Raw genomic sequence first — 15429 nt, forward strand, 5'->3', positions numbered from 1 at the left:
GTCACGCGTGCACCGCCGCGGAGGGCTCGTAACCGGGGTGCAGTTCGGCCAGCAGCCGCTCGGCGTACGCGCGGGCGCCGCCGCCCTCGGTGTCGGCCGTCATGACGTGCCCGAGGTACTCGTTGTTGCTGGTGGCGGCGCGCACGCTGCGGCCGGGTTCGGCGAGGGTGAGCTCCAGCACCTCGGGCCGGGCACGGACGGCCTCGGCCCCCTCGATGCCGGCGAGGACGCCGGCGGAGTCGGGCAGGAGGAAGGCGATGGCGGCGCTGCGCACGCCGGTCGCTCGCGGTGCGAGGTCGGGCACGCGGCCGAGGGCCACGTCCACGCAGGCGGTCGCGAGGTCGATGCCCGTGACATGGCGGACCAGTTCGGTGATGCGGTTGCCGGCCGGGCGGGGGTTGACCTCGACGACCCGGGGCCCGTCGGGCGTCAGTTTGATCTCGGTGTGGCAGACCGCCTGGTCCAGGCCCAGTGCCTTGACCGCCCGCAGCGCGGTCTCGGCCGTCTCCGAGGCCAGGGCCCCCTCGATGCCGGCCGGGAACATGTGGCCGGTCTCGATGAAGGCGGGCGCTCCGCCGATGCTCTTGTCGGTGACGCCCACGACGTGGGTGGCGCCGCCGAAGGAGACGGTCTCGACACTGACTTCGGGCCCCTCCAGCAGCTCTTCGAGCAGGATGACGGGGGTGCGGTCCTGGCCGCGGGCGTTGACCGGGAAGGCGGCGAGGGCCTGGCAGGCGAGCTCCAGTTCGCGTTCGTCGCGCACCGCGCGGACCAGCATGCCCGCACACAGGTCGACCGGCTTCACGACGAGCGGGTAGCCGATCTCGCCGGCGGCGACGGCCGCGTCCCCGGCTCCCTCGCAGATCGCGAACCGGGGTCCGGCCACGTCCGCTTCGGCGAGCACACGGCGCGTCAGGTCCTTGCGGCACGCCGCCTCGACGGCCTCCGGGGCAGGCCCGGGCAGGCCCAGCCGCCGGGCGGTGTGCGCGACGGCCGGAAGGTAGTAGTCGCAAGAGGAGACCACCCCGTCGAAGCCGAGAACGGCATGCAGGCCCTCGATCCGCGCGAGGAGGGCGCTCGTGTCGTTGGTGTCCGCCGTGATGATGTTGCGGGCCGTGAGCAGCGGGTGCGGCCCGTCGCCCGCCGAGGCCGGGCGCAGGTAGTGGTGCAGGTCGCGGGTGACGAAGGTGAACTCGTGCCCGTCTTCGCGGATCGCCCTGGGCAGCAGCCTGCTCATCGACCCCACCCAGCTTTCGATCACCAGCAGATGTCCCACCGGATCTTCCTCTCAGACTGCCGTCGGCGCTGTGCGACGCCGACCTTATCGGAAATCGTTTTCATTTCCAATAGGAGTTTTCTCGGGTAGCCTGCGGACCCCCGAAGCAGGAACCGGCGGCACGGGCCGGCCCGTGCGATGGTGCACACCGCCTGATGTCCGCGGCCCTCAGGGCCTGACGGCCCAAGGCCCCCCGACGGTGGTCACCACCGTCGAGGGACCTTCCGCTGACCCACGACCAGTCCCTACCGGCTGACGTACGGCAGCAGGGCCATCTCGCGGGCGTTCTTGATGGCTGCGGCGAGCTGTCGCTGCTGCTGGGCGGTGACCCGGGTGACACGGCGGCTGCGGATCTTGCCGCGGTCGGAGATGAACTTCCGCAGCAGCTCGGTGTCCTTGTAGTCGATGTACGCGATCCCGGCCGCGTCGAGCGGGTTGGGGCGGGACTTCGCGGGCTTGCGGACATCCTGGCGGCGTGCCATGGGTGCTCCTTCTGCGGTGGGTGGGGTGGGGTGGGGTGGGGTGGGCTGTCAGGCGGCGTCGAGGAGGGAGTCGAAGGCGGCGGGCAGGCGCCTCCAGCCGTCCGGCCCGGCCGCGTACTCCTCGTCCGTGAGGAGGCAGGATTCGAGGAGCTGTTCCAGGCCGTCGCGGTCGAGGCCGGGCGAGGTGAAGACGAGGTGCTGGCAGCAGTCGCCGTGCTCGGGATGCCAGTCCATGGCCGCGGCGGCCCGGCGCATCGGCGGGACCATCTCCCAGGCGGCGTCGGGCAGGGAGGCCAGCCACGGGCCGGCGCTCTCCACGCACAGCGCGCCGCCGGCCGCGTCCCAGGCGAGCAGCGTGTCGGGGCGGTCGGCGAGCCAGAACCGGCCGCGGCTGCGGGCGGCCGCGCAGCACAGGTCCTCAAGGGCCTGATACAGGCGCTCGGGATGGAACGGCCGTCGGCGATTCCAGACGAGCGTGGTGACGCCGGCCTCGTCCGCGTCCTGGGGCAGCAGCGCGCACGCGGGGTGCTGCGCTGCCGCGGCGGCCTCGACGTCGAAGCCCGCGAAGGCGGCGTCGACGAGGTCGCCCGAGTCGGCCGTCACCCGGCGGGCGGTGGGGTGCAGCTGGGCGAGCAGCGCGCGGTCCTCGTCGTCGGCCTCCTCGTTGTCGACCACAGCGAGAACGGGCGCGTACTCAAGCTGGCGGGCCCAGGTGTCCCCGACGGTGCGCTGGTCGGTGGGGGCGGCGGCCAGGCCTGCTTCGGCGAGGTCGTCGCCGTTGGCGAGGTACGGCAGCACGAGAGCCGGGTCCACCGCCGTGATCACGTTGGTGAGGACCAGGCCGCCTCCGCCGTGTGCGGCCACGACCTCGGCCATCGCCTTCGGCTCGACCGAGTCCCACAGTTCGACCACCGCGAGCCGGGTCAGGCCGGCGCCGGCCAGCCGCTCCAGCTCCGGCACGAGATCCTCGCGCAGCGCGCAGCATGCGCAGCCGTTGACAAGCGGCGTGTCGCCCTCGGACAGGAGCCCGTCGGCGTCGCGGATCAGGCGGCGCACCGCGCCGTCCGCCGCGCCCGTCAGGTCGTGGTGAAGAGCGACGCTGCCGGGGACGGCCCGCAGGAGGCGATCGACGGCCTCCTTGCGGGCGTCGGCGTGGAGCCCGGCGACGATCACGACGGGCAGCTGGGGGTCCTGCGCCATCAGCGGGCCCCGTAGCGGCGCTCGAAGCGTTCGACACGGCCGGCGGTGTCCATGACGCGGGCGGTGCCGGTGTAGAAGGGGTGGCTCACGGAGGAGATCTCCACGTCGACGACCGGGTAGGTCTGGCCGTCCTCCCACTCGATCGTCTTCTGGCTGGTCATGGTGGAACGGGTGAGGAAGGCGGCGCCGGAGGCGGAGTCGCGGAAGACGACAGGGCCGTAGGCGGGGTGGATGCCGGGCTTCATGGCAGGGACCTTTCTTCTTTGCTTCGGCGGGTGGGTGCTCATTTGCTTCGGCGGGCGGGCGCTCAGCGCTCTTCGCGGAAGTCGACGTGGCGGCGGGCCATCGGGTCGTACTTGCGCAGCACCAGTCGGTCGGGGTTGTTCCGCCGGTTCTTGCGGGTGACGTAGGTGAAGCCGGTGCCCGCGGTGGAGCGCAGCTTGATGACCGGGCGGAGTTCGTTGCGTGCCATGAGGCTAGTATATGGGAACGGTTTTCATTACCAACACGGCTGACAGCCACAGAGAGAGGCAGGAAACATCCATGTCCGCCCACTGCCAACTGACCGGCGCCAAGCCGGGCTTCGGCAACACCATCTCCCACTCCCACCGGCGCACCTCCCGCCGCTTTGACCCCAACATCCAGCGCAAGCGCTACTGGCTGCCCAGCGAGGGACGGCACATCCGCCTGACCCTGAGCACCAAGGCGATCAAGACGGTGGACGCGATCGGCATCGAGGCGGCCGTGGCCCGGATCCGGGCACGAGGGGTGAAGGTCTGATGGCGAAGAAGAGCAAGATCGCGCAGAACGAGAAGCGCAAGGAGACCGTCGAGCGCTACGCCGCCCGGCGGGCCGAACTGAAGGAGGTCATCCGCCGCCCCTCGTCGACCGCGGAGGAGCGCCGGGCCGCGCAGGCGGAACTGAGCCGGCAGCCGCGCAACGCCAGCGCCACCCGGGTCCGCAACCGCGACAGCGTCGACGGCCGCCCCCGCGGCTACCTGCGCAAGTTCGGACTCTCCCGGGTCCGCGCCCGGCAGCAGGCCCACGCCGGCTTTCTCCCCGGAGTGACGAAGTCCTCCTGGTGATCCCCACCGGATGACGTGCACACGCTGGCCGAGCTGCCCCACCGCGAAGATCCGGTGGGGTCCGCTCGGCCGGCGCCGCCGGACCCAGGACGCCTGCGGCGAGGGCGTCCCGTTCGCCTCCGAAGCGCTGAGCCGTGGGGTGCGTACACCCCGGCCAACGCCTGAAGGCACCTCGCAGTGGCGAGGTGCCTTCAGGCGTTGGCCGGGTCGGGCGGTGCCGTGGCTGCGACCACCGCCCGACCCGGAGTCTGTCAGGCGGACCGCACGAGCGCGGAGTGTTCGCGCTCGTGCTCCTGCTCGTGCGCGTGCTCCTGCTCGTGCTCGCAGGCGTCCTCGATGCCGTATGTGCCCCAGGAGGGGAAGGGGTCGGCGGCGGGCACGCTCTCGCCGTCGGCCACCAGGCAGGCCGTCAGCGCCGCCTGCAAAGCCTCGGCACGCAACCCGGTGCCGATGAACACCAGTTCCTGCCCCTGGCCGTCGCCGTCACGGACACCGGACGGTTCGAAGCGGGCGACGGAGCCCGCCTGCGACCAGAGCCCCGTGACATGCGGCCGACTGGCCAGCCAGAAGAAACCCTTCGAGCGCAGGATCGTCCCGTACGTGCCGCTGTCCAGCCCCTTCGTCACAAACGTGAACAGCCGGCCCGGATGAAACGGCGCCTCGGAGCGGAAGACGATGCTGGAGATCCCGTACTCCTCGGTCTCCGGCACATGGTCGCCGTTGAGTTCCATGACCCAGCCCGGCGCCTGCTGCGCCCGCTCCAGGTCGAACAGGCCGGTCCCCAGGATGTCACCGGGCGCCACCTGGCCCCGGACGGCGGTCACCAGGCGGGCCGCCGGGTTGAGTCGCGTCAGGGCGGCCCGCAGACGCGCGGCATCCTCGGGAGCCACCAGGTCGAGCTTGTTGAGGACGATGACGTCGGCGAATTCGATCTGGTCCATCAGCAGGTCGCTGACCGTCCGCTCGTCCTCCTCGTACTGGTCGAGGCCGCGCTCGGCCAGACCGTCGCCCCCTGCGAGCTCCGGCAGGAAGTTCGCGGCGTCCACGACGGTGACCATCGTGTCCAGGCGGGCCAGCTCGCCCAGGGTCGCGCCGTCGTCGCGCGGGAACGCGAAGGTGGCGGCGACCGGCATCGGCTCGGAGATCCCGCTGGACTCGATGAGCAGATAGTCGAAGCGGCCCTCGCGGGCGAGCCTTTCCACCTCTTCGAGCAGGTCGTCGCGCAGGGTGCAGCAGATGCACCCGTTGGTCATCTCGACCAGGCGCTCCTCCGTCCGCGACAGCGCCGCCTCTCCACCGCGCACCAGCGCCGCGTCGATGTTGATCTCGCTCATGTCGTTGACGATGACCGCGACCCGCAGGCCCTCACGGTTGCTCAGAACGTGGTTGAGCAGGGTGGTCTTGCCTGCCCCGAGGAACCCCGACAGCACGGTCACCGGCAGCCGCCGGTCGGCGGTGGCGCCCACGCTCATCCCTCGGGACGCAGCAGACCGCGCTCGTACGCCTTCAGCAGCCGCTGCGGCACGAGGTGCACGGAGCCGTCCACCGTCAGCGGCACGAGCTGAGGCGTCGTGGCCTTCCACTGGGCGCGGCGGTGACGTGTGTTACTGCGGGACATCTTCCGCTTGGGGACAGCCATGACCTACCTCCGGGGAGCAAGGGAACGGCCACCACCGTACATGAAAATGGATTCCATTACTAAAACTGCCGCCAGCGCACTCGGGGGCCGGGCGGGGCTGCAGGGGCGCGTGGTGGCGTCAAGGCACCCGTGGGCAGACACCGATCGACGGGTCAGCCTCAAAGCCGAAGCATGAAATATGCTCATCCTCTCTTCATACCGGCCCCTGATGGTCTAGATTGACCGTGCTTCAGCCGTTCGGGCAAGAAGCGACCATTGATGATCTATAGGTCCGGCGCTACGGAAATCCGACAGTCGCGTCCCCGACGCCATACGCGGGGATGATCAATTCTTGGAGCCCTGGAGGGGGCCTTGGGTGCGGGGAGCGCCCGAGGTTACGACGGGTTCCCGCGCACCTCGAGAGTCTGGCTGGCAGGACATGTGAGTCCGCTGCCGCCAGGGTGGGTTGTTCAAGTAGCTCTGCAATAGCCGGGATGTCACGCGCGGGAGCTTTCCGCGGGAAAGAACAGCGCGGCACGGGAGGCGGGGACCTCCCGCGGCGAGGAACAGCGCGGCACGGGAGGCGGGGGCCTCCCGGGGGGCGGAACAGTGATAGGCGAACACGTCGAACCACTGGGGACCTGGGGGGTTCTGTGCAGCAAGGGGGAATTGTCAGCCCGTTACCGTCGGCGCGCGGGCCGGTGGCGAACGGGGCAGTCAGCCGGCCCGCGATCGACTGGGAGCAGCGGTACCGCCGTACCGTGATCATCGCCGATACCGTGGCCACCGCCTTCGTGGTGGCGGCGATCGGCAACTTCTTCGGGGCCCGGGACGCGGCCAACTGGCACGAGAAGTGGGGAATTCTCGCATTCGGCACCGAACTGCTGGTGCTGGGGGCGCTTGCAGTGACCCGAGCATGGGCTCCGGCCGTGCTCGGCCAGGGCGCCGAGGAGTTCCGCCGGCTTGGACGCTCACTGCTGACGGCGACCGTCGTACTGGCGCTCGGCGGGATCGCCCTCACCTCGCGCAACATCAAGCTCTGGATCTTCGTCGCGATCCCCGCGATCGCCCTTATCACCATGACCGCGCGGTATCTGCTGCGCCTGTGGCTGCACAAGCAGCGGAAGGAGGGACGGTGCCTGCGACCGGTGCTCGCCTCCGGGAGCCCGGCCACCCTGCGCGACCTGATCAACCGGACCCGCAAGTTCCCGCACCTCGGCTGGCGGGTGGACGCGGTGTGCACGACGGACGGTCCCGGGCTCGACGGTGACCGACTGGACGGAGTGCCTGTCGTCGGCCGGCTGGCGGACGTCGCCGACCACGTCCGCCACGACGGCTACCGTGTCGTCGCGGTCACACCGGACCCGCACTGGTCACCGGACCGGCTGCAGCGGCTGGCCTGGAACCTCGAAGGCAGCGACACCGAGATGGTCGTCGCCCCTGTGCTGATGGAGGTGGCCGGCCCGCGGCTGCACATCGACCCGGTGCTCGGGATCCCGCTGCTGCGGGTCAGCATGCCGACCTTCACCGGGGGCCGCCGGGCGGTCAAAGAGGTCGTCGACCGGATGGGCGCAGCGATCCTGCTGATGCTGTTCGCGCCGCTGATGGTGTTCGTCGGGCTGCTGGTGCTGGCGGACAGTCGGGGCGGGGCGTTCTACCGCCAGCGCAGAGTCGGCAAGGACGGCCGCGAGTTCACCATTCTCAAGTTCCGCACCATGGTCGCCGGGGCCGACCGGGCACGTGCCGAACTGGCCGACCGCAACGAGGGCGCCGGCCTGCTGTTCAAGCTCCGCCGGGATCCGCGGGTGACCCGGGTGGGAGCAGTGCTGCGCCGGTACTCGATCGACGAGCTCCCGCAGCTCTTCAATGTGCTCGCCGGATCGATGTCGCTCGTCGGTCCGCGGCCTCCGCTGCCGGAGGAGTCCGCTGCGTACGGTCCGGACATCCGGCGGCGGCTGCTGGTCAAGCCCGGTCTCACCGGCCTGTGGCAGATCAGCGGACGCAGCGACCTGTCGTGGGAGGAGGCGGTCCGGCTGGACCTGCGGTACGTGGAGGACTGGTCGCTCGCCCTGGACACAGTGATCTTGTGGAAGACGCTGCGTGCGGTGCTCCACGGTCAGGGGGCCTACTGATGCGCGGGGGGCTGCGGCTCAATGGTCCCGCCGACGCGCGGACCGCAGGCCGGGAGGGCCTGCCTGGCGGGAGGAACGGGTCATGAGAGTCAGCGTTTTCGGGCTGGGCTACGTGGGCTGCGTGTCGGCCGCGTGCCTGGCCGGCATGGGCCACGAGGTCATCGGGGTGGACGTGAACCAGGTGAAGGTCGACCTGGTCAACGACGGCAAGGCCCCCGTGGTCGAGGAGCGTATCGGCGAGCTCATCGCCGAGGTCGTGCGGACCGGGGCGTTACGCGCCACCGGCGACGTCCGCGAGGCGATCACCGGCAGCGAGGTGTCGCTGGTCTGCGTGGGCACGCCGTCGGAGCCCAACGGCAGCCTGTGCACCGCGTACTTGGAGCGGGTCACCGAGCAGATCGGCGCCGCGCTGGCAGATCGCAGTGGGAGCAGCGGGCGGCACACCGTCGTGTTCCGCAGCACCATGCTCCCGGGCACCTGTCTGAACCTGCTGGTGCCGATCCTGGAGAAGTACGTCGGCGGAACGGCCGGCGTGGACGTCGGAGTCGCGGTCAACCCGGAGTTCCTGCGCGAGGGCACAAGCGTGCGGGACTTCTTCGACCCGCCCAAGACCGTCGTCGGCGAGCTCGACCCGGCAAGCGGCGATACGGTGGCGGCGCTGTACGACGGCTTGCCGGGCGAGGTGTTCCGGGTTCCGGTCCCGACCGCCGAGGCGATCAAATACGCGGACAACGCCTTCCACGGCCTCAAGATCGGCTTCGCGAACGAGCTGGGCGCGGTGTGCCAGGCGCTCGGGGTGGACTCGCACCAGGTGATGGACGTGTTCCTGGCCGACCGCAAGCTGAACATCAGCCCCGCCTACCTGCGGCCCGGCTTCGCCTTCGGCGGCTCCTGCCTGCCCAAGGACCTGCGCAGCCTGGTCCACGCGGCGCGGCGGGCCGACGTCTCGGTGCCCATCCTCGCCCATGTGCTGCCCTCCAACTCCGACCATCTGCAGCGCGCGGTGGAGCTGGTCGAGCGCACCGGCAAGCGCCGGGCGGGCCTGTTCGGGCTGTCCTTCAAACCAGGCACCGACGACCTCCGCGAGAGCCCGCTGGTCGAGCTGGCGGAGAGGCTCTTCGGCAAGGGGTACGACCTGCGGATCTACGACGCCAATGTGAGCCTCTCCCGGCTGCTCGGCGCGAACCGCGAGTACATCGAGACCCGGCTGCCCCACCTCGCGCAACTGCTCGCGGACTCCGTCGACGAGGTGCTCGAGCACGCCGAGGTGTGCCTGGTCGGGACCAGGGATCCGGCCGTGCTGTCGGCGCTGCCGCATGGCGACGGCCCGGTGATCGTCGACCTCATCCGCCTTCCCGACGCCGAGGCGCGCCGGGCCGAACCGGGATACGTGGGCCTTGCTTGGTGACGGATCGTTTGGTGACAGATCGTTCGGTGAGACGTCGTTTGGTGACAGGACGCTTGGTGACAGGTCGTTTGGTGAGACGGCCGGAGGCCACCGGCCGGACCGGCGCGCGCTGGTCCTGGTGGAGAACCTGTCGGTGCCGTTCGACAGGCGGGTGTGGCAGGAGTGCACGACGCTGCGCGACGAGGGCTGGGAGGTGCACGTCGTCTGTCCCCGGGGAAGCAAGCGGGACACGGAGCCGGAGGCGGAGATCGACGGGGTGCGGATCCACCGCTACCCGTTGCGCGCGGCCACCGGAGGGCCGGCCGGCTACCTGCGGGAGTACGGATCTGCGTTGTGGCATACGGTCCGGCTGGCCCGGAAGGTCGGCCCGGTCGACGTGGTCCACGCCTGCAACCCGCCCGACCTGCTGTTTCTGCCGGCACTGTGGCTGAAGCGGCGCGGCGCGCGGTTCGTGTTCGACCAGCACGACCTGGTGCCCGAGCTGTACCTCTCCCGGTTCGGCCGCGGCGAAGACCTGCTCTACCGCGCCGTGTGCGGGCTGGAACGGCTGACCTACCGGGCCGCGGACGTCGTGCTGGCCACGAACGAGAGCTACCGGGACGTCGCGGTGCGCCGCGGCGGCCGGCGGCCGGCGGACGTCTTCGTGGTGCGCAGCGCGCCCGACATCGACCGGTTCCACCCCGTGCCGCCCGAGCCGGAGCTGAAGCGCGGCAAGCCTCATCTGCTGTGCTACCTCGGCGTCATGGGCCCGCAGGACGGCGTCGACTACGCCTTGCGGGCCCTGAAGAAGCTGCGCGACGAGTTCGGGCGGACCGACTGGCATGCGGTGTTCGTCGGAGCCGGCGACACCTTCGACGCGATGGTGGAGCTGTCCCGGCGACTCGGGCTCTCGGAGCAGGTGCAGTTCACCGGGCGCATTCCGGACGCCGACCTGGTGCGCTGGCTGTCCACCGCGGACGTGTGCCTCTCCCCCGACCCGCGCAATCCGCTCAACGACGTGTCGACCATGAACAAGGTCCTGGAGTACATGGTGATGGGCCGGCCGATCGTCTCGTTCGACCTGAAGGAGGCGCGAGTCTCCGCCGGCGACGCCGCCGTCTACGCGCCCGCCAACGACGAGGCCGAGTTCGCCAAGCTCATCGCGCTGCTGCTGGACGATCCGGAGAAGCGGGCCCGGATGGGCAAGATCGGCCAGGAGCGGATCGGCGGGCCGCTCTCCTGGCGGAACTCCCAGCAATCGCTGCTCGCCGCCTACGCCGCTGCCTGCCGTGACCACGCTCCGGTGCCGCCGGGCGCCCCGTACCGGGCACGCAGGAGGCCGCACCATTGAGCGATGACACGATACGCCTGGTCACGATCGGGCGGATTATCCGTCGGCGGCGACGGCTTCTCACCCTCCTCGCTGTGGTGGGTGCGCTCGTCGGCTACGGCGTCTCCATGCTGTTTCCGCCGCGGTACACGACGTCGGCATCGGTACTGCTGCCGGGGGCTTGGGAAGAACGGGAGCTGCTGACTCAGGCGGAGATCGCGACCAGTTCGGCGGTGGTCGACCGCGCGGCCGCCACGCTCGGCTGGACCGGGGTCGGCGGCGGCGAGCTGCGGGACCGGGTGAGCGCCAAAGCCGCCGACGGGAACATCATCGAGATCTCGGGCACCGCCGACACCCCGCAGCGCGCACAGCAACTCTCCGACCAGGTGGCCCGGGAGCTCGTCGCATTCGCCGCGCGGATCGCAGGCGACAGCACCGACCCGGAAGCTGCGGCGCGGCCCGAGGCACTGCGGCAGCTGGTGGCGCAGACCAGCCGCCGCATCACCGAACTGGCCGATGCGGCCGGTCCGGGGCAGTCCGTGGAGAGCGTGCAGACCCGCGCCGAGCTCACCAAGCTGCGCACCGCGCTGCAGGAGGCCGTCAGCAAGCTGGACCAGGCCGACCCGGCGGCCAACAAGGCGAACATGGTCGTCATGGGGCCGGCGGCCCGTCCGGACGGCGAGGCGCCGCCCACGCGGATGCAGCTCATCGTCGCCGGGGCGCTGCTGTTCTTCCTGCTCGCGGTCATCGGCCATCTCACCGCCGCACGGATGAGTCGCCGGCTGCGCACCGAACCGGAGATCGCCGCGGCGCTGGGCTCGGCGCTGCTGGGCACCGTCGACGTACCCGGTGAACGTCGCGCGCACCGGACGGAAGGCGGTGGCCCGCGGGCCCGGATCCGCAGGCTGCTGGGCGTCGACGTCCGGTGGGACATACCCGCCCCGCAGACGTCCGGCGACGAGGCCAGCAGGCAGATCCGCTACCGGCGGGTGTGCGCCCGCCTCCGGGAGCGGCTGCCGGCCCCCCGGCGGCTGCTGGTTGTCGTCCCGGGCGGCGACGAGACCGCCCGCCGGGCCGCCGGGCAGCTCGTCGCCGAGGCCGGGAGCGATCCTTCCCCGAGCTCTTCGAGCGGGGGACGCCCCATGCTGCGGGTGGTGGGGGTTTCGGTTTCCCGGCCGATGGTGCCGGACCGCGACGATGAGTCCGGCGCCCTGGTCGTGCTCAGCGCGGGCAGCTGGACCGCAGGGGAGCTCGCCGGCATCGCCGAGGCGTGCGCGGACGCCAAGCACGAGATCGTCGGCATCGTCCTCGCCGGTGTGGTCCGCGCCCGTCCGGCGCGGTCTGCCGACCGGCCTCGGGATGCCGTCACAGCGGCGCTCGCGGTCGGCGACGACGCGGCGGGAGGTTCAGGGTGACGGCGCGTACGACGTCCCAGTCGCCGGCCGCCGCTCCGCTGCTGGACCTGCAGGCGCTGGTGGTGGCGGTGCGGAGGCGGCGCCGCCTCTGGTGCTCCATGGCGCTGCTGGGGCTGCTCGTCGGGGCTGCGGCAGCGGTCCTGCTGCCGCCGCCGCCGACAGCGGTGACCAAGGTGCTGGTCGCGCACCAGGAGGACCAGCCGAACGATCCCGGAACGCTGATCCGCACCGATGTCGCGCTGCTGCACACCACGCGGATCGCCGGTCGGGCCCTGCAGTCCCTCGAGTCCCGGGAGAAACCGGAGGACTTCATGCAGGACTACGAGGGCGTCGGCTTGACCAACAACCTGCTGCAGATCAATGCGACGGGTGACAGCGACGCGGAAGCGGTGGCCCGCGCCAAGGCGCTGGCCGACGCGTTCGTCGCGGACCATGTGAGACGGATACGGGAAGCCGCGAACGCCGAGGCCGAGAGCCTGCTCGACCAGCGTGACCGAATGCGGGACGAACTCGCCCAGGTCGACAAGGCGATCGGAGACGGATCGGCGGAGAGCGGGCCGAAGGCGTCGGCGAACATGGAGTCGCTCTTCGCCCGCCGGGCCGAACTCACCTCGCGGATCACCGATTTCGGCCAGCGCGCCGCGGAGGCGCGCGTCGGCACGCCCCAACTCATCGCCGGCACACAGATCGTGGACGCCCCGCACGCGGTGCGTCACTCCCTGCCAAGGGCCGCTGCCGCCAACGCCGCGATCGGGCTCGCCCTCGGGCTCGTCCTCGGGCTCGCGGTGGCCGCGGTCGGCACGGTGGTGGCGGACCGCCCCGTACTCCGCCGGGAGATCGCGGCAAACCTCGGCGCCTCGGTCATCGCCGAGCTGCCCCGCCGGTCGGCCGGACTCTGGCAGCGCCGACGGATCCGGGCGGCACGGACCAGGCTCACCGCCTCCCTGGCCCGCACCGTGCGCAGCTCCGCGGAACCGGTGTCGCTGCTGGAACTGGGCTGTGCGCGCAGCACGAGCATGATCGCCCTGGACCTCGGCAGGGCACTGGCGGCGGAGGAGCCGGCGGTCATCATCGACGGTCTGCCCGGCCTGCGGCTCGCAGGCCGCCGTCCCAGGCAAGGAGACCCGATCGTGGTCAGCGGCGAGCGTGCCGCGGCCGTGTCGCATCAGGAGCGCAGGCTCGGCGTCGGCTCGGTGGCCCCCGGCGCGGCGTGGACCGACCTGAGGTATCTCGGCACCCGGACCGTGCTCGTCGTGCGTGCCGGGCACGGCAGCGCCGCATGGCTGCACACCGTGGCGCGGCAGCTCGCGGACCAGCATATTCCGGTGATCGGCGTGGTGCTGATCGACCCCGATCCGCGTGACCGGACCGACGGCACGCTGTGGGACGGGCTGCACATCGCGCTGCGCGGCCGGAACGAGCAACTGGCCCGACAGAAGGGCGGGGGTACCTCCCACGCCGTTCAGGCAGTGGGGGAAGGCCGACGGCAGGCGGAGCGGCTGCCGATGTGGGCGGCACGGGTCCCGGACAGCGACCAGGAGGCACGGTAGGACATGTGTGGCATCGCAGGCACGTACCGATGGCCGGACGGGAAGGCCGTGACCGACCGGCTCACCGGCGCCCTCGCCCACCGCGGTCCGGACGGGGCGGGCCGATACGACCACCCCGCCGGTGACGGCGAAGTGCACCTCGGGCACCGCCGACTGGCCATCATCGACCTGTCCGAGACCGGCGCCCAGCCGATGGTCTCGGACGGCCTGGTCCTGACGTACAACGGCGAGCTGTACAACGCGCCCGAGCTGCGTGCCGAGCTGGCAGCCGCCGGGGTGCGCTTCCGCGGCGCCTCCGACACCGAGGTGCTGCTGGAGGCCTGGCGGCGCTGGGGCACCCACTGCCTGCCCCGGCTGCGCGGCATGTTCGCGTTCGGGATCTTCGACGAGCGGACCGGGGACCTGGTGCTCGCCCGCGACCAGCTCGGCATCAAACCGCTGTTCCTGCTCCGGCGCGGCGAGGGCCTGGTGTTCGCCTCCGAGCTCAAGGCGCTCGCCGCCGTGACCGGCGGGTCGCTGCAGGTGGACCATGCGGCGCTGGTGGCCTCGCTGCTGTACTACTGGGTGCCGGACTCACGGTGCGCGTTCCGCGAAGCGGAGAAGCTGCCGCCGGGGAGCTGGCTCAGGTGCCGGCCCGACGGCCGGGTGGAACGCGGCCGGTTCTGGCGTCTGAAGGACGTCGCCGCCGAGGCCCGGGAGCGGGCCCGGGGCGGCGAGCAGCCGGATGTCGCCGCCATCGTCGAGGAGTCGACCCGTCGCCACCTGCTCTCCGACGTACCCGTGGCGACCTTCCTCTCCGGCGGGCTGGACTCCAGCTATCTGACCGCGCTGGCGGCCCGCGACCGACCCGGGATCTCCGCTTACACGATCGGGTTCCGCGCCGAGGACGCCAGGTTTGAGGCGATGCCGGACGACCTGCGCTATGCCCGGCGGGTGGCCGAGCGGTTCGGCGTCGACCTGCATGAGATCGAGATCGCCCCGAACGTGCTCGACCTGCTGCCGCAGATGACGTACCACCTGGACGAGCCGATCGGCGACCCCGCCGCGATCAACACCTTTCTGATCTGCTCGGCCGCCCGGGAGGCCGGGGTCAAGGTGATGCTCTCGGGGATGGGCGCCGACGAGCTGTTCGCCGGTTACCGCAAGCACCTGGCCAACCTGATCGCGCTGCGCTACCAGCGCGTCCCGCGGCCTCTGCGGCGCGGCCTGTTCCGGGCCGTGGACCGGCTGCCGGTCGCCACGGCCCGCCGGGGGTACCGGTCGGTGCGCTTCGCGAAGCGGTTCCTCTCCTTCGCCGATCTGCCGGAGGAGACCGCGTTCCGGCGCAGCTACACCATGTACGACCAGGACGAGCTGCTCGCCCTGGTCGATCCGGACCTGGCCGGGACGGTCGAGGACGTGCTGACCGAGCACGCGGACGTCTACCAGGACAACGACCTCGACGACTTCGTCAACCGCATGTGCCTGGGCGACGCCCGGATGTTCCTGCCGGGTCTGAACCTCGCGTACACGGACCGGTCGAGCATGGCCGCGTCGACCGAGGTGCGGGTGCCGTATGTGGACGTCGAGGTGGTCAAGGCGGCGTTCGCCGTGCCCGGCGACCGCAAGATCGTGGGACGGCAGGGCAAGGCCGTCCTCAAGGAGGCGGCCTGCTCGATCCTGCCCCGGGAGATCGTGTACCGGCCCAAGGGCCTGTTCAGCGCCCCGCTGCGGGCCTGGATGAGCCGGGATCTGGCGCCGCTGGTGCGCGAGGTGGTGCATGACGGCGTGCTCGTGCGTTCCGGGTTCCTGCGCCGCGACGCGCTGCAGCGGCTGGTCGCCGAGGACGCCGCCGGACAGCGGGACTTCTCCAAGCATCTGTGGCATGTGCTGACCCTCGAGTACTGGTATCGCGACGCGACCTCCGGGGCCGGCCAGAGCACCCGGTCAACGGCTTAGGAATCAGAGGAGTTCG

The 15429-nt window shown here is 71.3% G+C and carries 15 protein-coding genes; 8 read left to right on the forward strand and 7 right to left on the reverse strand.

The features are described 5' to 3' along the window. Position 1 precedes the first annotated feature (1 nt). The 5 genes from QCN29_RS06550 to rpmG form a co-directional block, all read right to left on the reverse strand. Positions 2-1276: an ATP-grasp domain-containing protein gene (locus QCN29_RS06550; RefSeq protein ID WP_279926765.1), complete on the reverse strand. Its 1275-nt coding sequence runs from the start codon at positions 1274-1276 to the stop codon at positions 2-4. A gap of 245 nt (positions 1277-1521) precedes the next feature. Beyond that, positions 1522-1758 carry a 30S ribosomal protein S18 gene (rpsR, locus tag QCN29_RS06555; protein ID WP_279926766.1) on the reverse strand — a complete coding sequence of 79 codons (237 nt, stop codon included), beginning with the start codon at positions 1756-1758 and terminating at the stop codon, positions 1522-1524. Positions 1759-1806: 48 nt separating this feature from the next. Continuing rightward, complete coding sequence (locus tag QCN29_RS06560) at positions 1807-2958, reverse strand: CobW family GTP-binding protein (protein ID WP_279926767.1); 1152 nt, start codon at positions 2956-2958, stop codon at positions 1807-1809. Further along, positions 2958-3203: a type B 50S ribosomal protein L31 gene (locus tag QCN29_RS06565; RefSeq protein WP_240137580.1), complete on the reverse strand. Its 246-nt coding sequence runs from the start codon at positions 3201-3203 to the stop codon at positions 2958-2960. The genes QCN29_RS06560 and QCN29_RS06565 overlap by 1 nt, the downstream gene beginning before the upstream one ends. A 62-nt stretch (positions 3204-3265) precedes the next feature. Next, a complete protein-coding gene (gene rpmG, locus QCN29_RS06570; protein ID WP_055601144.1) occupies positions 3266-3430 on the reverse strand; it encodes a 50S ribosomal protein L33 in 165 nt (54 codons plus the stop codon). 71 nt (positions 3431-3501) lie between these two features. Here rpmG and rpmB point away from each other — a divergent pair, with 71 nt between their 5' ends. Then, the gene (gene rpmB / locus QCN29_RS06575) at positions 3502-3738 is read left to right on the forward strand and encodes a 50S ribosomal protein L28 (protein ID WP_240137582.1); all 237 of its coding nucleotides are present in this window, start codon (positions 3502-3504) and stop codon (positions 3736-3738) included. Beyond that, positions 3738-4043 (forward strand): 30S ribosomal protein S14, encoded by a 306-nt coding sequence (gene rpsN / locus QCN29_RS06580; protein ID WP_279926768.1) that lies wholly within the window; start codon positions 3738-3740, stop codon positions 4041-4043. The genes rpmB and rpsN overlap by 1 nt, the downstream gene beginning before the upstream one ends. A 251-nt stretch (positions 4044-4294) precedes the next feature. Here the strand turns inward: rpsN and QCN29_RS06585 are convergent, their stop codons facing one another. Continuing rightward, a complete protein-coding gene (locus QCN29_RS06585; protein WP_279926769.1) occupies positions 4295-5515 on the reverse strand; it encodes a GTP-binding protein in 1221 nt (406 codons plus the stop codon). Then, positions 5512-5682: a 50S ribosomal protein L32 gene (rpmF, locus tag QCN29_RS06590; protein ID WP_279926770.1), complete on the reverse strand. Its 171-nt coding sequence runs from the start codon at positions 5680-5682 to the stop codon at positions 5512-5514. The genes QCN29_RS06585 and rpmF overlap by 4 nt, the downstream gene beginning before the upstream one ends. Positions 5683-6314: 632 nt before the next feature. Here rpmF and QCN29_RS06595 point away from each other — a divergent pair. The 6 genes from QCN29_RS06595 (at position 6315) to asnB (ending at position 15413) form a co-directional block, all read left to right on the forward strand. Then, positions 6315-7793 (forward strand): sugar transferase, encoded by a 1479-nt coding sequence (locus QCN29_RS06595; RefSeq protein ID WP_279926771.1) that lies wholly within the window; start codon positions 6315-6317, stop codon positions 7791-7793. Positions 7794-7875: 82 nt separating this feature from the next. Next, a complete protein-coding gene (locus tag QCN29_RS06600; RefSeq protein ID WP_240137588.1) occupies positions 7876-9201 on the forward strand; it encodes a nucleotide sugar dehydrogenase in 1326 nt (441 codons plus the stop codon). A gap of 109 nt (positions 9202-9310) precedes the next feature. After that, a complete protein-coding gene (locus QCN29_RS06605; protein ID WP_279926946.1) occupies positions 9311-10531 on the forward strand; it encodes a glycosyltransferase family 4 protein in 1221 nt (406 codons plus the stop codon). Then, entirely contained in the window at positions 10528-11925 is a 1398-nt protein-coding gene (locus QCN29_RS06610; RefSeq protein ID WP_279926772.1) for a Wzz/FepE/Etk N-terminal domain-containing protein, read from the forward strand. The genes QCN29_RS06605 and QCN29_RS06610 overlap by 4 nt, the downstream gene beginning before the upstream one ends. Continuing rightward, positions 11922-13475, forward strand: coding sequence for a Wzz/FepE/Etk N-terminal domain-containing protein (locus QCN29_RS06615; protein WP_279926773.1), 1554 nt, complete (start codon positions 11922-11924; stop codon positions 13473-13475). The genes QCN29_RS06610 and QCN29_RS06615 overlap by 4 nt, the downstream gene beginning before the upstream one ends. A 3-nt stretch (positions 13476-13478) precedes the next feature. Beyond that, complete coding sequence (gene asnB / locus QCN29_RS06620; RefSeq protein ID WP_279926774.1) at positions 13479-15413, forward strand: asparagine synthase (glutamine-hydrolyzing); 1935 nt, start codon at positions 13479-13481, stop codon at positions 15411-15413. Positions 15414-15429 lie beyond the last annotated feature (16 nt).

The organism is Streptomyces chengmaiensis, from assembly GCF_029846775.1.
GTDB lineage: Bacteria > Actinomycetota > Actinomycetes > Streptomycetales > Streptomycetaceae > Streptomyces > Streptomyces chengmaiensis.

Excerpts from the sequence above, each read along its gene's own strand:
- asnB (WP_279926774.1), top strand. The coding sequence starts at position 13,479 with ATGTGTGGCATCGCAGGCACGTACCGATGGCCGGACGGGAAGGCCGTG.
- QCN29_RS06585 (WP_279926769.1), bottom strand. The coding sequence starts at position 5,515 with ATGAGCGTGGGCGCCACCGCCGACCGGCGGCTGCCGGTGACCGTGCTG.
- rpsN (WP_279926768.1), top strand. The coding sequence starts at position 3,738 with ATGGCGAAGAAGAGCAAGATCGCGCAGAACGAGAAGCGCAAGGAGACC.
- QCN29_RS06560 (WP_279926767.1), bottom strand. The coding sequence starts at position 2,958 with ATGGCGCAGGACCCCCAGCTGCCCGTCGTGATCGTCGCCGGGCTCCAC.
- QCN29_RS06600 (WP_240137588.1), top strand. The coding sequence starts at position 7,876 with ATGAGAGTCAGCGTTTTCGGGCTGGGCTACGTGGGCTGCGTGTCGGCC.
- rpmG (WP_055601144.1), bottom strand. The coding sequence starts at position 3,430 with ATGGCACGCAACGAACTCCGCCCGGTCATCAAGCTGCGCTCCACCGCG.
- rpsR (WP_279926766.1), bottom strand. The coding sequence starts at position 1,758 with ATGGCACGCCGCCAGGATGTCCGCAAGCCCGCGAAGTCCCGCCCCAAC.
- rpmF (WP_279926770.1), bottom strand. The coding sequence starts at position 5,682 with ATGGCTGTCCCCAAGCGGAAGATGTCCCGCAGTAACACACGTCACCGC.
- rpmB (WP_240137582.1), top strand. The coding sequence starts at position 3,502 with ATGTCCGCCCACTGCCAACTGACCGGCGCCAAGCCGGGCTTCGGCAAC.
- QCN29_RS06565 (WP_240137580.1), bottom strand. The coding sequence starts at position 3,203 with ATGAAGCCCGGCATCCACCCCGCCTACGGCCCTGTCGTCTTCCGCGAC.